The organism is Bradyrhizobium ontarionense, assembly GCF_021088345.1.
Taxonomy (GTDB): domain Bacteria; phylum Pseudomonadota; class Alphaproteobacteria; order Rhizobiales; family Xanthobacteraceae; genus Bradyrhizobium; species Bradyrhizobium ontarionense.
In genome coordinates this window covers 5,511,447-5,528,684 of record NZ_CP088156.1, presented here as the reverse complement: position 1 = coordinate 5,528,684, position 17,238 = coordinate 5,511,447, and the positions used below count along the sequence as shown (strand labels likewise).

Annotated in this window: 12 protein-coding genes; 8 read left to right on the top strand and 4 right to left on the bottom strand. The window is 65.7% G+C overall.

What is annotated here, in order from left to right; genetic code table 11:
- The first annotated feature begins 1 nt into the window (after position 1).
- Positions 2-2,077 (top strand): putative bifunctional diguanylate cyclase/phosphodiesterase, encoded by a 2,076-nt coding sequence (locus tag LQG66_RS24465; RefSeq protein ID WP_231318221.1) that lies wholly within the window; start codon positions 2-4, stop codon positions 2,075-2,077.
- A 12-nt stretch (positions 2,078-2,089) separates the two neighbouring features.
- Here LQG66_RS24465 and LQG66_RS24460 read toward each other — a convergent pair whose 3' ends face one another.
- Positions 2,090-3,271, bottom strand: coding sequence for a substrate-binding domain-containing protein (locus tag LQG66_RS24460; RefSeq protein ID WP_231318220.1), 1,182 nt, complete (start codon positions 3,269-3,271; stop codon positions 2,090-2,092).
- Between the two features lie 189 nt (positions 3,272-3,460).
- Here LQG66_RS24460 and LQG66_RS24455 point away from each other — a divergent pair, with 189 nt between their 5' ends.
- From LQG66_RS24455 to LQG66_RS24445, 3 genes are all read left to right on the top strand, one after another.
- The gene (locus tag LQG66_RS24455; RefSeq protein ID WP_231318219.1) at positions 3,461-3,904 is read left to right on the top strand and encodes a MarR family winged helix-turn-helix transcriptional regulator; all 444 of its coding nucleotides are present in this window, start codon (positions 3,461-3,463) and stop codon (positions 3,902-3,904) included.
- A gap of 351 nt (positions 3,905-4,255) precedes the next feature.
- Positions 4,256-6,160 carry an acyl-CoA synthetase gene (locus tag LQG66_RS24450; RefSeq protein WP_231318218.1) on the top strand — a complete coding sequence of 635 codons (1,905 nt, stop codon included), beginning with the start codon at positions 4,256-4,258 and terminating at the stop codon, positions 6,158-6,160.
- A 100-nt stretch (positions 6,161-6,260) separates the two neighbouring features.
- Positions 6,261-6,725: a GNAT family N-acetyltransferase gene (locus tag LQG66_RS24445; protein WP_231318217.1), complete on the top strand. Its 465-nt coding sequence runs from the start codon at positions 6,261-6,263 to the stop codon at positions 6,723-6,725.
- Between the two features lie 40 nt (positions 6,726-6,765).
- Here the strand turns inward: LQG66_RS24445 and LQG66_RS24440 are convergent, their stop codons facing one another.
- Positions 6,766-7,704 carry a glycerophosphodiester phosphodiesterase gene (locus LQG66_RS24440; RefSeq protein ID WP_231318216.1) on the bottom strand — a complete coding sequence of 313 codons (939 nt, stop codon included), beginning with the start codon at positions 7,702-7,704 and terminating at the stop codon, positions 6,766-6,768.
- Between the two features lie 264 nt (positions 7,705-7,968).
- On the opposite strand from LQG66_RS24440, the gene LQG66_RS24435 reads away from it, so the two are divergent.
- Positions 7,969-9,267, top strand: a complete 1,299-nt coding sequence (locus tag LQG66_RS24435) for a flavin-dependent oxidoreductase (protein ID WP_231318215.1) — start codon at positions 7,969-7,971, stop codon at positions 9,265-9,267.
- Positions 9,268-9,569: 302 nt separating this feature from the next.
- Here the strand turns inward: LQG66_RS24435 and secA are convergent, their stop codons facing one another.
- The gene (gene secA / locus LQG66_RS24430; protein ID WP_231318214.1) at positions 9,570-12,422 is read right to left on the bottom strand and encodes a preprotein translocase subunit SecA; all 2,853 of its coding nucleotides are present in this window, start codon (positions 12,420-12,422) and stop codon (positions 9,570-9,572) included.
- 392 nt (positions 12,423-12,814) lie between these two features.
- Between secA and LQG66_RS24425 the strand changes: the two genes are divergently transcribed.
- On the top strand, positions 12,815-13,714 hold the full coding sequence (locus tag LQG66_RS24425) for a peptidylprolyl isomerase (protein WP_231318213.1): 900 nt from the start codon (positions 12,815-12,817) through the stop codon (positions 13,712-13,714).
- Between the two features lie 266 nt (positions 13,715-13,980).
- The gene (argJ, locus tag LQG66_RS24420) at positions 13,981-15,222 is read left to right on the top strand and encodes a bifunctional glutamate N-acetyltransferase/amino-acid acetyltransferase ArgJ (protein WP_231318212.1); all 1,242 of its coding nucleotides are present in this window, start codon (positions 13,981-13,983) and stop codon (positions 15,220-15,222) included.
- A gap of 69 nt (positions 15,223-15,291) precedes the next feature.
- Here the strand turns inward: argJ and LQG66_RS24415 are convergent, their stop codons facing one another.
- Entirely contained in the window at positions 15,292-16,632 is a 1,341-nt protein-coding gene (locus LQG66_RS24415; protein WP_231318211.1) for a TadE/TadG family type IV pilus assembly protein, read from the bottom strand.
- A 189-nt stretch (positions 16,633-16,821) separates the two neighbouring features.
- Between LQG66_RS24415 and LQG66_RS24410 the strand changes: the two genes are divergently transcribed.
- A complete protein-coding gene (locus tag LQG66_RS24410) occupies positions 16,822-17,232 on the top strand; it encodes a (deoxy)nucleoside triphosphate pyrophosphohydrolase (RefSeq protein WP_231318210.1) in 411 nt (136 codons plus the stop codon).
- The last annotated feature ends 6 nt before the right edge of the window (positions 17,233-17,238 follow it).

Genomic DNA, 17,238 nt, shown 5'->3' with positions numbered 1-17,238 from the left:
GATGTTGACGATTCTGTCCTGCCTGCCCGCCGATTACGATCTGCGCTACGTCGCCGCTGCGCTGCTGGTGTGCGTGCTCGGCTCCCTGCTGTCGATGCGGCTGCTCGCGCGGGTTCGCCGCAACGCCGGTCTGCGACGCTTCCATCTGTTGTTTCTGGCCGGGCTCGTCGCCGGCGGCACGGTCTGGACCACGCACTTCGCCGCCATTCTCGGCTATGACGCGCCGGGACAACGCTCGTTCGAACCGGGCATGACGTTCACCTCGCTCGGCCTTGCAGTGGTCTTTGCGTGGCTCGGCTTCTTCATCACGACGCGGACGCAACGCGGCCCCCAGATCGAAGCCGGCGGCGCCGTGTTCGGCTTCGGCATCGCCGCCATGCACTACACCGGCATGAACGCGCTCAATCTTCAGGGCGTGCTGACCTGGAACATGCCGATGGTGTGGCTGTCGATCGCCCTTGCCACGGGCTTCGGGGCCACAGCCACCAACCGCATCGCGCGTCCGGTGACGCGCTTCTGCAAATATGGCAGCTCGCTCGCGATGGTGCTCGCGATCCTCAGCCTGCATTTCACCGGCATGTTCGCGCTGACATTGGCGCCGATGGCGGGCACCGGCGCAGCGGTGCAGTCACTCTCGGACAGCGTCATGCTGGTCACCGTCGTCACCGGCATCGGCCTGATCATGGCGATGGCCGCCTCTGCCTATACGATCGACATGCAGGCGACACAGGAAGCGGTCGAAGGCTATCGGCAGCTGGCACTGCAGGATCCGCTCACCGGCCTGCCCAACCGCAACGGTCTCGGCCAGCGGCTGGCACCGCTCACGTCCGGCGACGGCGACGAGACCGCCCACCTGGCCGTGCTGGCAATCGACCTCGACGGCTTCAAGGACATCAACGACGCGCACGGCCGTTCTGCCGGCGATGCGGTGCTGAAGACGATCTCACAACGGATTTCCGCCACGCTGCAGCCCGGCGAATTCCTGGCGCGGATCGGCGGCGACGAGTTCGTGGCTGTCAAGAGCAGGATCTTCGCGCGCGCCGAGGTGGCGAAGTTCGCTGAGCGCATGCGCGCGCTGGTGCTCAGCCCCGTCGATTGGGAGGAGCGCAGCCTCTCGGTCGGCTGCAGCATCGGCATTGCGCTCTATCCCGATCACGGCCTCACCGCCGACGAGCTCTGCACCCGGGCTGATCTGGCGATGTATCGCGCCAAGAGTCTCGGCCAGGGCAAGATCTGCACCTACGAGACATCGATGGACGAGACCAGCCGGCGCCGCGCCGAGCTCGCGATCGACCTCAAGCGCGCCCTGGTGCGCAACGAGTTCGAGCTCCATTACCAGGTGCAGAACGACACGCAGAGTGGCGGCATCATCGGCTTCGAGGCGCTGCTGCGCTGGAACCATCCGGTGAAGGGCCGCGTGCCGCCGAACGATTTCATCCCGTTGGCCGAGCAGACCGGCGTGATCGTCGACATCGGCGACTGGGTGCTGCGCACCGCCTGCGCCACCGCGGCGAGCTGGAGCCGGCCGTTCAAGGTCGCCGTCAACGTCGCGCCGATGCAGCTCAACTACGATCTGGCGCGGCGCGTCTCCGAGGTGCTGCGCGAGACCGGGCTCGCACCCGAGCGACTCGAGATCGAGCTGACCGAGACCGGCATCATCGCCGATCGCCAGCACGCGCTGCAGGTGGTGCTGGCGCTGAAGGCGCTTGGCGTCACCGTGGCGATGGACGATTTCGGCACCGGTTACTCGTCGCTGTCGACCCTGCAGGTGTTTCCCTTCGACAAGATCAAGGTCGACAAGAGCTTCATCCAGTCGGTCGAGACCAGCGTGCACGCCGCCGCCATCGTCAAGGCGACCCTGCTGCTCGGACGCAGCCTGAACATTCCCGTGCTGGCTGAGGGCGTCGAGACCGAGCAGCACCTCGCCTTCCTGCGCAAGGAAGGCTGCACCAGCGTGCAGGGCTATCTGTTCGGCAAGCCGATGCCGCGCGAGGCGATCAGCCGGATGATCCGCGAGCTGTCAGAGGCCAAGGCGCCTGCGCCAAGCGAGCCTGCAAACAAGGCAGCGGCCGCGTGACACGCCGAGCCATCAGAACGTCCGAATGATCTTGAAATCCAGCCCATCGGCGGCGGCGAGATGCATCGCCATGCCGGCGCGGCCGTGGCGGATGGTCACGTCGCCGCGCGCGCCGGAATAGACCAGGTTGCGGCCGGCGGCGGCGAGCGGGCGCAGTGACGGCGAGCCGGCGCGGTCGGCAGCCGCCTTCAGGAAGCGCAGGCCTTCGTAGTTCGACTGTCCGACCGAACCGACCGGCGGCGCGTTAGCGCCAAACATCGCGGTATAGCGGTTCATGAAGTCGTCGTTCGCCTCAGAGCCGATACAGCTGAAATAGCCTGAGGCCGAGTACAGGTTCTCGGTGTTGTCGGCGCCGATGCCGAGCAGCACGGTCTCGTCGACCGCGCCGGCGAGCCGCAACGTCGTCGCGGCCAACCCGGACTCACCGAACGCGCGATTGAAGGTGATGCTGTCGGTGCCGATCAGCGAGATCAGCACGACGTCGGGCTTGGCCGCGCGGATGCGCGCCAGATGTGCCTCGTGGTCATCATTGCCGACGGGCACGAACTCCTCGCCGACAACCTGGCCGCCGGCCGCGGTGATGTAGGTCTTGGTGGACCGGTGCGACTGCCACGGCCAGACATAGTCGCTGCCGATCAGATACCACCGCTTCGCACCCCTGTTGTCCGCCAGCCAGTGAATGGCGGGCCGGGTCTGGCTGTGCGGCGTCTCGCCGATCGCCATCACGCCCGGCGTGCGCTCGCCGCCTTCATAGACGGGCGTGTAGACATAGGGGATGCGGCCGCGCATCAGCGGGCGGAGCGCCAGCCTGACGGCGCTGATATGGGAACCCATCACGACGTCGATGTCGTCGAACTCGAGCGCATCCCTCGCGCGCGCGACGACGTCCTCGACCGGCCCGCCGGAATCATAGAACGACAATTCGATCTCACGGCCGAGAATGCCGCCGTGGCGATTGATCTCGGACACCGCGAGCAGCGCGCTGTTGGTCGCCGCCGGGCCCCAGATGCCGGGAGAGCCGGAGAAGGTCAGGAAATTGCCGATGCGTAGTCTGTTGCGGTCGCCACGCCGCTGCACGCGGTCGGGATCGAAGGGGGCCAGTGCCGGAAAGTCGCCCCGGCGGGACGGGCTCCTGAACAGCACGGATGACGGCAGGCCGAAGCGCCCGGCCGGGACAGATCCTGTCGAGAGCACACCCACTCCTTGGCCCGCACCCGTGGTTGGCCCGACACTGTGGGCCGGCGGTCATACGCCGTCGAAATCAGCACGCGTTCAGCAAATATGCTATTCGAAAATGTTGAATGTTCAAGAATTGGGATGCATATAGATCGGGCAGCAACTGCCGGACATTCATTCAAGTCGGGACCGCAAGCGAAGTTCACCGTGGCCAAATCGCCCCATCCCAACACCCCCCTCACCGAACATCTCGCCTATCTGCTCGCGCAGGCCAACCGGGAGATCAACCGGCAGCTGGAGACGCGCCTGAGCACGGAGGGCGTGCCGGTCGAGCAATGGCGCATCCTCAAGGTTCTCTCGGACGGCGAGGGGCACTCGATGGGCGATCTTGCCGATGCGGTGCTCTTGAACCATCCGACCCTGACCAAGATGACCGACCGCATGGTGTCGGACTCGCTGGTCTACCGCCGGCAGGACGCCAACGATCGGCGCAAGGTGCTGATGTTCATCAGCGACCGCGGCAAGGCGCTGTGCAAGCGGCTGAACTCGCTGGCCGCCAGCCAGGAGGCCCACATCCTGGAGAATTACGGCGACAAGGCCACCGGCGAGCTCAAGCGGCTGCTGGAGAACCTGATCGACGCCGCCAGTTGATCGGCACGCTGCCGTAGGGTGGGCAAAGGCGCGATCGCGGTGCTTCCACACGGGATTCGGCCAACGCGCCGTGCCCACCATCCGCTGCATCGGTCTGGGACGGTGGGCACGGCGCGCGTATACACCGCAATGCGGCGCAGCCGTTTCGCAAGCGCGCCTTTGCCCACCCTAAGCATCCTGTCTGCGGCAAATGTGTCGGCTGCCCCGGCAAGCTCGGGATAGACGCAAGACGAATCCTCCATCATCTTGCTAGCTGACGATCGCGACGAACGGGCCGCACAGAGCCCGCGCGCGATCCCGGTTGGACCCTTCGTCCGGCCGGACGAGGACACGTCACAGGGAGGACAGGCCATGGGCATTCACCTGCTCGATCGCGCCATCGGCAGCGACTATCCGACATTCGCCAGCACGGCCGACATCCGTGCCTTCGAGCAGACGCCGTACAGCGAACGGATCGCCGCGCAGAGTACCTATGAGGCGCTGAAATGCGGCGCGACGGCCAATCCGGACGCGCCGGCAATCCAGTTTCTTCCCAACGCCGATCCGGCCGATACCCCGGTCGTGATCTCCTATCGCGACTTCATCGCCAGGGTGACGCAGGCCGCCAACATGTTTCATGCGCTCGGCGTCGGGCCCGACGACGTCGTCAGCTTCATGCTGCCCTTGGTGCCCGACGCCTTCGTCACGCTGTTCGGCGCCGAGGCTGCCGGCATCGCCAATCCGGTCAATCCGCTGCTGGAGCCGCACCAGATCGCCGAGATTCTGGACGCCGCCAAGACCAAGGTGCTGGTGGCGCTGGGCCCCCTGCCCGGCACCGACATCTGGCAGAAGGTCGAGAAGGTGCGCGGCAGCTGCAAGCACCTCAAGGCGATCGTGCAGGTGCATGGCGGCGGCGACCCGGCCAACGGCATCCACTCTTTCAACGACCTCATCAAACCGCAGCCGAGCGATCACCTGGTCAGCGGCCGGCAGATCAAGGCCAGCGACACCGCCGCCTATTTCCACACCGGCGGCACCACCGGCACGCCGAAGCTGGTGCGCCATAGCCATGGCAACCAAGTCTATCAGGCCTGGGGCGTCAACCTGATCCTGAAAGCGAAGCCCGGCGGCACCCTGCTGTTCGGCATGCCGCTGTTTCACGTCGGGGGATCGCTGACCCAGGCGCTGCAGACGCTGTCCGCGGGCGGCTCGCTCGTGGTGCTGTCGGGGGCCGGCTGGCGCAATCCGAATGCGGTGCGCAACATCTGGAGCCTGGTCGAACGCTTCAAGCCGGAGACGCTGTCGAGCGTGCCGACGGTGCTGGCGGCAACGCTCGCGGTGCCGCAAGGCGCGGCCGACATCTCCAGCCTGCGCTATGCCGCGGGCGGCGGCTCGGCCATTCCGGTCGCCGTCGGACAGGCGATCATGGACAAGCTGAAGCTGCCGGTCGTCGAGGTCTACGGCATGACCGAGACGGCGAGCGTGCACACCATGGCCTATCCGGACCAGCCGATCCGGCTCGGCTCGGTCGGGCTGCCGCTGCCCTATGCAAAGGTGCGCATCGTCAAGCTCGATGCCGACGGGCGCTATGAGCGCGACTGCGCAACTGATGAGATCGGCGTCGTCATCATGGCCGGGCCCGGCGTGTTCTCCGGCTATCTCGACGACGCCCACAACAAGGGCGCCTTCATCGACGGCCATTGGGTCAACTCCGGCGATCTTGGTCGGCTCGATGCCGACGGATTTCTCTGGATCACCGGCCGCGCCAAGGATCTCGTGATCCGCGGCGGCCACAACATCGATCCGGCGCCGATCGAGGAGATCCTGTTCCAGCATCCGTCGGTGGGCTTCGCCGCCGTTGTCGGCCAGCCCGACGCCTATGCCGGCGAGTTGCCGATCGGCTACGTCCAGCTCAAGCCGGGTGCCGCCGTGCAGCCCGGCGAGTTGGAGGACTGGGTGCGTGGGCGCACGCCCGAGCGCGCCGCGGTGCCGGTGCAGATCATTCCGATCGACCCGATGCCGGTGACCGGCGTCGGCAAGGTGTTCAAGCCGCAGCTGCGCTGGGACGCCGCGACGCGGGTGTTCGCGGGCGTGCTGAAGCAACTCACCGATCGCGGCATCGATTGCAGCGTCAAGGTCGGCGCGCACGGCAGCCACGGCAGCATCGCCACGGTGACCTTGCGCAACGTCCCGGCCGAGAGCCGCGAGGCGATCGAGAACGAGGTCCACACCCTGCTGGCCCCGTTCGTGATCCGGCACGAAGTGGTGATGGGGTGAGGCGCGATCCCGATTGAAGCAGCCGTCTCGGCGTTTGATCGAGACGGCTGCCTCTGGCACAATCTCTGCGAGTTTCGTCACCTCTCCGGGGATGCGCTAGATGAATGATGTTGATGTCATCATAGCGATCGACGATGCCCGGCAAGCTGACGTGCGCAACCTCCTTGAAGAGGCCAACGGATATCTGCGGTCATTATACCCCAGTCAAAACAATCATCCGATCGACGCAAACGCACTTTCGGCGCCTGGAGTCATCCTTCTCACCGCCCGCAGCGGCGGAACACTGCTCGGCTCGATCGCCTATCGCCTCGTCGGTCACGGACATGCCGAAATCAAACGACTGTTTGTGAGTGAATGTGCGCGCGCCACGGGTCTCGGACGCAGGCTGCTTATAGCGTTGGAAAGTGAGGCCCGTAGACGTGGAATCGACCGCCTCAGCCTCGAGGCAGGAATCCGTCAGCCAGCGGCCATCCGACTTTATCAAAGCTCCGGCTACGAGCCCTTCGAGCCTTTCGGTGAAAACAAGCCGGACCCGCTCAGCCTGTTCATGACCAAACGTCTATAGCGCTGATCAGCAGCAAACTGACCAGGGATCGATCGCGGTGCTATGGCCTCCGCTGCGGTGGCTTCGGCAGAGCGGGGCCGTTGCTGCCGATCACGTCGCGCAACAGATCCGGCCGGTCGGAGATGATGCCGTCGACACCGCTGTCCATCAGCCGCACCATGTCCTCCGGCTTGTTGACCGTCCACACCACGACGCTCAGCCCGAGCCCATGGGCCTCGCCGATAAGCTCCGGTGTGACGTCCGCGAAATAGGGTGACCACACCTTGCCGCCGGCGGCGTGAATCGTGCGCGGCAGCGAGCCGCCGTGATCGGCGGGATTGAAGCCGGCGGTCCAGCGCGTCGCCTCGGTCAATGACACCGTCGGGGCCTTGCCGCGCTGCAATGTCAGATACACGGTGGGAATGTTTGGCGCGCGCTGCTGCACGAGCTGCAACGTCCGCCAATCGAACGACTGGATCATGACGCGATTGCTGAATTGCTCCGCGTCGATCAGACCGAGCAGCAGGGTCACGAACCGCTCCGGGTCCGGTGCCTCGGCCGGCAGCGCGGGATCGAGCTTGGTCTCGATGTTGAGCCGCACATGATCGTCTCCTGAGCGCCGCACGAGGTCGATGACCTCCTTCAGCGTCGGAATGCGCGGCGGCGCGACGCCGGGGCCGCTCAATGCGCGTTGCTTAGGAAATTGCCTGGCGTAGTCGCTGCCAGGACGGATCTGACCGACGTCGTAGGCTTGCACCTCTGCGAGTGGCAGCTCGATCAAAGGCGGTCCGGGCGGCACGACGTAGTTTCCTGCGGCGTCGCGGGCGAGGTCGGGGTTGAGCCGCCGCTCATGCGAGACGACGAGCACGCCGTCACGTGTGACGCCGACGTCCAGCTCGAGCGTATCGACATGGAGATCCAGCGCGGTAGCGAAGGCCTGCAGCGTATTCTCCGGATGCAAGGCGCGGCCACCGCGATGCGCCTCGATATCGAAAGCCATGGCTGGGCTCCCAAGACGGAGGAATATGATTAGGCCCAGGGCGAGAGAGGGGCGCCGCATGGCGCCAGACTATCATACCCCGCGGCCCATTTCCCTTGTCTCCGCAAATCTTCTGAATTAGGCCTTTCGGCAGCGGCCGGGCGGGACACTGGCCGGTGAGGCCACGGGAGGACAGGTTTGCGCAAGCCCAAGCCGGCTCACGGCGGCGGCTGCCGTCACCGCCCCTCCCCATCGCTCCCTTCCAGCGTGCAACGGATCAAGCGTATGACCGATCTTCCCGTAATCATCGCCGGCGGCGGCATCGGCGGCCTCGCGACGGCGCTGACCTTGCAGCAGATCGGCGTACCCTGCGTCGTCTATGAGAGCGTGCGCGAGATGCGGCCGCTCGGGGTCGGCATTAACCTGCAGCCCAATGCCGTGCGCGAGCTGTACGATCTCGGCATCGGCGCCGACGATCTCGACCAGGTCGGGGTGCCGGCCCGCGAATGGGCGCTGGTCGGGCTGAACGGCAACGACATCTATTCCGAGCCGCGCGGCCTGCTCGCCGGCTACGACTGGCCGCAATACGCCGTGCACCGCGGCAAGCTGCATCTACTGCTGCACAGCCGGCTGGTCGCACGCGCTGGTGCCGCCAGCGTGCGGCTCGGCAGCCGCGTCGCCGGCTACGAGAAGAACGCGGACGGCTCAGTGACGGCCCGCATCGAGCATGCCGATGGATCGCGGTCTGAGACGCGCGGACGGCTGCTGATCGGCGCCGACGGCATCCACTCGGCCGTGCGCGCCCAAATGCATCCTGCGCAGCCGCCGATCCATTGGGGCGGCGCGGTGATGTGGCGCGGCGTGACCTGGGCAAAACCGATGCGCACCGGATCGTCTTTCGTCGGGCTCGGCACCCATCGCCACCGTGTCGTGGTCTATCCGATCTCGCATCCTGATCCCAGGACGGGGCTGGCGTTGATCAACTGGATCGCCGAAGTGACGATGGACAACACCGACGGCTGGAAGCAGACCGGCTGGTTCCGGCAGGTGCCGATCAAGGAGTTCGCCCATCACTTCGCGGGCTGGACCTATGACTGGCTCGACGTGCCCGCGCTGATCGCGGGCGCCGACGGCGCCTATGAGAACCCGATGATCGATCGCGACCCGGTGCCGACCTGGGTCGACGGCCCGGTCGCGCTGATGGGCGACGCCGCGCATGCGATGTATCCGACCGGCTCCAACGGCGCCAGCCAGGCGATCGTCGACGCCCGCGTGCTCGGCACCATGCTGCTGGCCCACGGCGTCACGCCGGCGGCGCTGTCAGCTTATGACGAGAAACTGTGCGGCCCGATCTCGCAAGTCATCCTGCGCAACCGCGGCGCCGGCCCGTTCGGCCTGTTGAACATGGTCGACGAACGCTGCGGCGGCACGTTCACTGATATTGACGAGGTCATCCCGCCCGCCGAGCGCGATGCCTTCATGGCCGGCTACAAGAAGGCGGCCGGCTTCGCCATCGAGCAGCTCAACACCGCGCCACGGACGATTGCGGAGGGCGCGAAGGTGGAGGCGGTGAAGGCCGCCTGATTCAACCCAACATATAGCTGTCGTCCCGGGCAAGTCCGGCAACGCGCAGCGTTGCAGGACGCCGACCCGGGACCCATAGCCACCGGCGGATATGAGCCGGCAAGCTGGAGCCACTGCGTGCGCCACCACGTTGCCCTGTGGTTATGGGTCCCGGCGTTCGCCGGGACGACAGTGGCGTTTGGGGAGACAGCTCGGCCAACAACGTCATTGCGAGCGTAGCGAAGCAATCCAGAGTCTTCGCGGGACTCTGGATTGCTTCGCTACGCTCGCAATGACGATGGAGAGACTGCCGCAGCCCGCGCTTACGCGTAGCGGCCGTGGCAGTGCTTGTACTTCTTGCCGGAGCCGCACGGGCAGTCCTCGTTGCGGCCGATCTTGCCCCAGCTCGAAGGATCGTTGGGGTTGCGCGCCTCGGCCGCGACGGTGGCCGCTCCGGACGACGGCACCAGCGAGACGTTGGCGAAGGCCAGTTCGTCCTCACCGGTGGTCGGGTCGGCGTGATGCGCCTGCATCGGCGGCAAGACCGGCTGCTGCTCCTCGGGCGGCACGATCTCGACCCGGATCAGCTGCGCGGTGACGGCCTCGCGCAGATGCGCGATCATGGCCTCGAACAGCGTGAAGGCCTCCGACTTGTACTCCTGCAGCGGATCGCGCTGGCCATAGCCGCGCAGGCCGATGACCTGGCGCAGGTGGTCCAGCATCACCAGATGCTCGCGCCAGAGGTGGTCGAGCGTCTGCAGCAGGATGGTCTTCTCGACGTAACGCATCACGTCGGGACCCCATTGCCCGACCTTGGCGGCCATGCGCTCGTCGACATGGGTCTCGATGCGCTTGAGCAGCTCCTCCTCGGCGATGCCCTCTTCCTTGGCCCATTCGTCGACCGGCAGCTCGACGTCGAGCACGCGCTTCAGCTCCTCCTTCAGGCCGGCCACGTCCCACTGCTCGGCATAGGCATGCTCGGGCACGTGCTTGGCGACGAGGTCGTCGATGAAGGCATGGCGCATGTCGGTGACGGTCTCGGCGACGCTGTCGTCCTGCATCAGCTCGACACGCTGGTCGAAGATCACCTTGCGCTGGTCGTTCTGGACGTTGTCGAACTTGAGGAGGTTCTTGCGGATGTCGAAGTTGCGCGCCTCGACCTTCTGCTGCGCCTTCTCCAGCGCCTTGTTGATCCAGGGATGGATGATCGCCTCGCCTTCCTTCAGCCCGAGGCGGGTCAGCATGCTGTCGAGCCGGTCGGAGCCGAAGATCCGCATCAGATCGTCTTCCAGCGACAGGAAGAATTTCGAGCGGCCGGGATCGCCCTGACGGCCGGAACGGCCGCGCAGCTGGTTGTCGATGCGGCGGGATTCGTGACGCTCGGAGCCGATGATGTAGAGGCCGCCCGGCTTGACCACGGTCTTGGCCGGCTTGGAGCCCTTGGCCGGCTCGATCTCGACGGTCTCCTCGGCCTTCAGCACGATTTCGCGGAAGCTGGCGATCTCGGCCTTGAGCTGCTCGATCTTGGTGGCCTTCTCGGCCTCGTCGGTGATGCCGGCGGTCTCCTGCTGGAGGCGCATGTCCAGCGAGCCGCCAAGCTTGATGTCGGTACCGCGGCCCGCCATGTTGGTGGCGATCGTGATCGCGCCGGGCACGCCGGCCTCCGCCACGATATACGCCTCCTGCTCGTGGAAGCGCGCGTTCAGCACCGCGAACAGTTTTGCGGGCTTGCCGGCACGGGCCGCCGCATAGAGCTTGTCGAGCGCACGCTCGCTGCCGAAATCGATCTGCTTGTAGCCGTGCTCCTTGAGATAGGCGGCCAGCACTTCCGACTTCTCGATCGACGCCGTGCCGACCAGCACCGGCTGCAGCCGCGCATTGGCGCGCTCGATCTCGGCGAGGATGGCCGCGTATTTCTCCTGCTGCGTCCGGTAGACCTCGTCGTCCTCGTCGAGACGCGCGACCGGCAGGTTGGTCGGGATCTCCAGCACTTCGAGCTTGTAGATGTCGAACAGCTCGTCGGCCTCGGTCGCGGCCGTGCCGGTCATGCCAGCGAGCTTCTTGTACATGCGGAAATAGTTCTGGAAGGTGATCGAGGCCAGCGTCTGGTTCTCGGGCTGCACCGGCTGGTGCTCCTTGGCCTCGAGCGCCTGGTGCAGGCCTTCCGAATAGCGCCGGCCCGGCATCATGCGGCCGGTGAACTCGTCGATGATGACGACCTCGCCGTCGCGGACGATGTAATCCTTGTCGCGCGTGAACAGCGTGTGGGCGCGCAGCGCCTGGTTGATGTGATGCACGACCGAGACGTTCTCGACGTCGTAGAGCGACTCGCCCTTCAACTGGCCGGCGTCGCGCAGCAGGGTCTCGATCTTCTCCATGCCGGCTTCGGTCAAGGTCACCGTGCGCTGCTTCTCGTCGACCTCGTAGTCGGTCTTGTCGAGCCGCGGCACGAAGGTGTCGATCGTGTTGTAGAACTCGGAGCGATCGTCGAGCGGGCCGGAGATGATCAGCGGCGTGCGCGCTTCGTCGATGAGAATGGAGTCCACCTCGTCGACGATCGCGAAATAGTGCCCGCGCTGGACCATGTCCTCCAGCCGGTACTTCATGTTGTCGCGCAGATAGTCGAAGCCGTATTCGTTGTTGGTGCCGTAGGTGATGTCGCAGGCATAGGCGGCCTTGCGCTCGGCATCGTCGAGGCCGTGGACGATCACGCCCGTGGTCAGGCCGAGGAAGCCGTAGATCTGGCTCATCCAGCTGGCGTCGCGGCGGGCGAGGTAATCATTCACCGTCACGACGTGGACGCCCTGGCTCGCCAGCGCGTTGAGGTAGACGGCGAGGGTCGCGACCAGGGTCTTGCCTTCGCCGGTCTTCATCTCGGCGATGTCACCCTCGTGCAGCACCATGCCGCCGATCAGCTGGACGTCGAAATGACGCTGGCCGAGGGTGCGCTTGGAAGCTTCGCGGACGGTCGCAAAGGCCGGGACCAGGAGGTCGTCGAGCGTCTTGCCCTCGGCGAGCTGCGTCCTGAACTCACCGGTGCGCGCCTTCAGCGCCTCGTCCGACAGCTTGGCCAGCTCCGGCTCCAGGGCGTTGATGGCATTGACACGGGCCTGGTAGCCCTTGACGCGACGGTCGTTGGCTGAGCCGAAGAGCTTACGGGCGAGCGCGCCGATCATACTGAAATCCTACTTCTCTGGGTCTGCGTTGCAGCCGTAACTCGTGCTTTGGGTTTGCTGTTCCCGACGTGGTGCACCGCAGCACCCGCGCCTGGCTCGAACTTCGGCGCCGGGCGGCGTCCGTCAGATGAGTGGGAGACAGGCAAACCAGGGTTCAACGGCCAAAAACGCAGCAAAATAAGCGCTATCGCCCTTGAAGCGATCGGGCAGAGATATGGCTGGGGGGGAACGTTGTCAACGGCGCCCGACGCCCGGACCGATGCGTCGAATCTGTCGCCGATTTCACGAAATTGACAGACTTTTCGCGTTGCCAAGGCAGTGCGATTGGGCGAGTGTCCCGGCCGCCCTGAGGCCTCTCCCTTCGAGCCCCGTCTTGTAAACAAGGATTTTCCATGACCACGTCGTTCCCGGTTACGAAAACCGGCCTGCGCTTCGGCTTTGCCACCGCACTCGCCGGCAGTCTCGCGTTGTCCCTGCTCGTCCTGCCCGCGCGCGCAGCCGAGGACGCCAACCCGGTGCTGGCCAAGGTGAACGGTGCCGAGATCCGCAAGAGCGACGTGGCACTGGCCGAGGAGGAGCTCGGACCGAGCCTCGCCCAGATGGACCCGGCGACCAAGGACGAGAACGTGCTGTCGTTCCTGATCGACATGAAGCTCGTCGCCAAGGCGGCCGAGGACAAGAAGGTCGGCGACAGCGAGGACTTCAAGAAGCGCCTCGGCTTCACCCGCAACCGGCTCCTGATGGACAGCCTGCTCGCCAGCGAGGGCAAGGCCGCCACCACGGGCGACGCGATGAAGAAGGTCTATGAGGAGGCCTCCAAGCAGATCGGCGGCGAGCAGGAGGTGCACGCCCGCCACATCCTGGTCGAGACCGAGGACGAGGCCAAGGCCGTCAAGGCGGAGCTCGCCAAGGGCGCCGATTTCGCCGAGCTCGCGAAGAAGAAGTCCAAGGACCCCGGCGCCTCCGATGGCGGCGACCTCGGCTTCTTCACCAAGGAGCAGATGGTGCCGGAATTCGCCAACGTCGCCTTCGGCATGGAACCGGGCAAGATCTCCGATCCCGTGAAGACCCAGTTCGGCTGGCACGTCATCAAGGTTGAGGAGAAGCGCAACCGCAAGCCGCCGGAATTCGACCAGGTCAAGAGCCAGATCGAGACCTACGTGACCCGCAAGGCCCAGGCCGATTACGTCGGCAAGCTGCGCGAGGCCGCCAAGATCGAGCGCCTGGACAAGCCGGCCGCCGACGCCGCCAAGCCAGCAGACGCGAAGCCGGCCGAGCCGGCGAAGAAGTAAGCGGCAGCGCTCGAACGCGACGTCGTCGCGTAAGAGTCATCACAGCCGCGTCACAAAAGGTGTCGTCCCGGCCTCCGCGCCGGGACCCATACCGCGTGATGTGCGAAACAGGCACGCGGTTAGTACCAAGTGCCACGACTAAACCCTGTGGTTATGGATCCCGGCGTTCGCCGGGACGACAGCGGTGGGTGTGGAGACATCCACTCCCACAACGCCGACCGAGGTGATACAGAGCGCTTCCCGCTCATCTCTGCCGGAAGCCCTCGATGTCCTCAGCCGTTTCCCCGCTCGCCCCGACCGAAGTCCCCGACATGCCGGCGCTCGCCGGCGTCAAGCTCGCGACCGCGGCGGCCGGCATCCGCTACAAGAACCGCACCGACGTGCTGCTGGCCCTGCTCGATCCCGGCACCACCGTCGCCGGCGTGTTCACGCTGTCGAAATGCCCGTCGGCGCCGGTCGAATGGTGCCGCGCCAAGCTGAAGGGCGGCAAGGCCCGCGCGCTGGTGGTCAATTCCGGCAACGCCAATGCCTTCACCGGCAAGACCGGCAAGCAGTCGACCGCGTTGACCGCGGCGATCGCCGCCAAGGCGGTCGGCTGCAAGCAGGACGAGATCTACCTGGCCTCGACCGGCGTGATCGGCGAGCCGCTCGACGCCACCAAGTTCGACGGCGTGCTGGAGGGCCTTGCCGGCACCGCCGCCTCCGACGACTGGATGGGGGCGGCGCGCGCCATCATGACCACCGACACCTTTCCGAAGGTGGCGACCGCCACCGTCAAGCTCGGCAAGGCCAAGGTGACGATCAACGGCATGGCCAAGGGCGCCGGCATGATCGCGCCGGACATGGCGACGATGCTGTCCTTCGTCTTCACCGACGCGCCGATCACGGCAGCAGCGCTGCAGGCCCTGCTCAAGGCCGGCGTCGAGGACACATTCAACGCCGTGACGATCGACGGCGACACCTCGACCTCGGACACGCTGCTCGCCTTTGCCACCGGTGCCGCGGCGGCCAAGGGCGCGCCGAAGATCAGCCGCGCCAGCGATCCCAGGGCGAAGGCGTTCGTGAAGGCCTTCAACGCCGTGCTGGCGGATCTCGCCGAGCAGGTCGCGCGCGACGGCGAGGGCGCCCGCAAGCTGGTGGAGATCATCGTCGAGGGCGCCAAGAGCAAGCCGTCCGCCCGCAGGATCGCAATGTCGATCGCCAACTCGCCGCTGGTGAAGACCGCGATCGCCGGCGAGGACGCCAATTGGGGCCGCGTCGTGATGGCGGTCGGCAAGGCCGGCGAGCCGGCCGACCGCGACAAGCTGTCGATCTCCTTCAACGGCATCCGCGTCGCCTCCAAGGGCGCGCGCGATCCGTCCTATGACGAGGCCGAAGTGTCGGAGGCCATGAAGGCGCAGAAGGTGCAGATCAAGGTCGCACTCGGGCTCGGCAAGGGCCGCGACCGCGTGCTGACCTGCGACCTCACCAAGGAATATGTCGCGATCAACGGCGACTACAGGTCCTGATCGTTCCCGCACTCAGGATCGAGATCCCGGGTTCGGCGTCGTTCCGCCGTCCCGGGACAATGGTTGCGCTCAACTTGCGATGCGCGCGTCGGCGACCGCCTTCTTGAATAGTGCGTTCATGGCGTCGGAAATGCCCTGGGTCGGTGAGACCTCGAAATAGAACCCGTCCGATGCGCAGGCCTGCATCTTCTGCGCGATCTCGCTGTTCGGCGACGGACCGAACGGACCCTTGTTGAAGGGATCGATCCAGCTCATGTACCAGCTGTTGGTCGGCAGCTGCAGATAGGTGGTGTAGAGCACGGCAATCTTGATGCCGCGGTTCTTCAACGTGGTGCACAGCGCGGGATCGATCGGCGACTGGCAGCGATTGCCGCTGGCCTTGGGCTTGAGACACGCGGCATTGCTTTCGTCGGCGACGCCGTCGGAGACGAAGAACAGATATTTCAAGGGTGCGCCCGTGGTGCCGTCGCCCGGGGTCGAGATCTCGTTGTTGACGGCCGGGAAGACGGTGGTGAACGGCGTATCCTTGTCGGCCGTGTAGGCGTCGTTGTTGCCGTAGACACCCATCAGGTCGATATTCCCTGCGGCGCTCTTGGCGCTGGAGAGACTCGACGACAGCGAGAACAGCGCCCGCAGGCCGATCGTCTTGGACGCCGCACCGAAATCGTAGATCGCCATGCGGAACTGATTCGGATAGGTCTGAGTCTGCGTCGCCGTATCCATCAGCTTCTGGGTGGCGCTGCGCAGCACGTCGATCCGCGTGGTCACACCGAGCGTCTTGGCGAGATTGTAGTAGTTGTTCGAATCGTTGTAGTCGTGGCAGGCGAAGGCGCACTTGTCCGTGGTCGCATTGACCATCTTGGTCACGTCGTCGGGGGTCGCCGCGACGCCCATCGACGGAGAATTGTCGAGTAGCAGGTAGAAGTCGATATATTTCGGCATCGAAGCCGTCGCCTTCGACGACCCCTGCAGGGTCATGGTCTTGAACCCGACGACGTTCATGAACATCGTCGGCACGGTGGCCGAGAACGAGACCGTGGCCGTCAGCACCGAGCCGCTCTTCTTCACGTCCGGGGTCAGGCTGTTGAGCGTATAGCCGCTCGTACCGGACATGTTGCCGTTGAAGATCTTCTTGGCATCGTCATTGCCGGCGTCGATGACGCCGTCCGCGGTCATCGCGCCCGCCGCGATGAAGGCCGGCGCCGTCCTGGACACGGCGCCGACCGACGCGGCGTCCACCGCCGCCTGCAGCTTGGCGCGCATCTGGTTGGCCCGGCTGTAGTCGACACCGCAGCCGACCGCAGAGATCACCGGGACGCAGACGATGGCGAACGTCACGGCGACGTTGCCGCCGACGTCGCGGCGCAGGCGGGCCAGCAGACCGGCAAACAGACTGGATAAAATTCGCATGAAGTATGCCTAACGAACCATGAGGAGGTTACGGCGTTCGCCCATGAAAATACGCGTGAGCCGATTAAGGTTCGCTTATTTGGATCGTGGAAACACGGCTCGAAACAGCCTAGGTTAAAATTCCCCCAAGAGGCGCGTTTGGCTTTTCCAGACGGACGCGCGCCGCTGACCTCTCGAACCGACCGGATCATGCCTGACCTGAAACTCACTCTCGTGGTCGCCTGCGCGCTCGTCGACACCGACAATCGCGTGCTGCTGGCGCAGCGCCCGCCCGGCAAGTCGCTTGCAGGCCTCTGGGAGTTTCCCGGCGGCAAGCTCGAGCCCGGCGAGCGCCCGGAAGCCAGCCTGATCCGCGAGCTCGACGAGGAGCTCGGCATCACCGTGCGCGAGGCGTGCCTGGCGCCGCTGACTTTCGCGAGCCACGCCTACGAGACGTTCCACCTGCTGATGCCGCTCTACATCTGCCGGCGCTGGGAAGGCCAGGTCAGCGCGCGCGAGGGCCAACAACTCGCCTGGGTACGGCCCAACAAGCTGCGCGACTACCCGATGCCGCCGGCCGACATCCCGCTGCTGCCGCCTCTGATCGATCTGCTGATGTGACAGGCG

What these genes read in the sequence shown, in the direction of transcription:
- LQG66_RS24465 (WP_231318221.1), top strand. Translation starts at nt 2, where the DNA reads ATGTTGACGATTCTGTCCTGCCTGCCCGCCGATTACGATCTGCGCTAC.
- LQG66_RS24450 (WP_231318218.1), top strand. Translation starts at nt 4,256, where the DNA reads ATGGGCATTCACCTGCTCGATCGCGCCATCGGCAGCGACTATCCGACA.
- LQG66_RS24445 (WP_231318217.1), top strand. Translation starts at nt 6,261, where the DNA reads ATGAATGATGTTGATGTCATCATAGCGATCGACGATGCCCGGCAAGCT.
- LQG66_RS24440 (WP_231318216.1), bottom strand. Translation starts at nt 7,704, where the DNA reads ATGGCTTTCGATATCGAGGCGCATCGCGGTGGCCGCGCCTTGCATCCG.
- LQG66_RS24435 (WP_231318215.1), top strand. Translation starts at nt 7,969, where the DNA reads ATGACCGATCTTCCCGTAATCATCGCCGGCGGCGGCATCGGCGGCCTC.
- secA (WP_231318214.1), bottom strand. Translation starts at nt 12,422, where the DNA reads ATGATCGGCGCGCTCGCCCGTAAGCTCTTCGGCTCAGCCAACGACCGT.
- LQG66_RS24425 (WP_231318213.1), top strand. Translation starts at nt 12,815, where the DNA reads ATGACCACGTCGTTCCCGGTTACGAAAACCGGCCTGCGCTTCGGCTTT.
- argJ (WP_231318212.1), top strand. Translation starts at nt 13,981, where the DNA reads ATGTCCTCAGCCGTTTCCCCGCTCGCCCCGACCGAAGTCCCCGACATG.
- LQG66_RS24415 (WP_231318211.1), bottom strand. Translation starts at nt 16,632, where the DNA reads ATGCGAATTTTATCCAGTCTGTTTGCCGGTCTGCTGGCCCGCCTGCGC.
- LQG66_RS24410 (WP_231318210.1), top strand. Translation starts at nt 16,822, where the DNA reads ATGCCTGACCTGAAACTCACTCTCGTGGTCGCCTGCGCGCTCGTCGAC.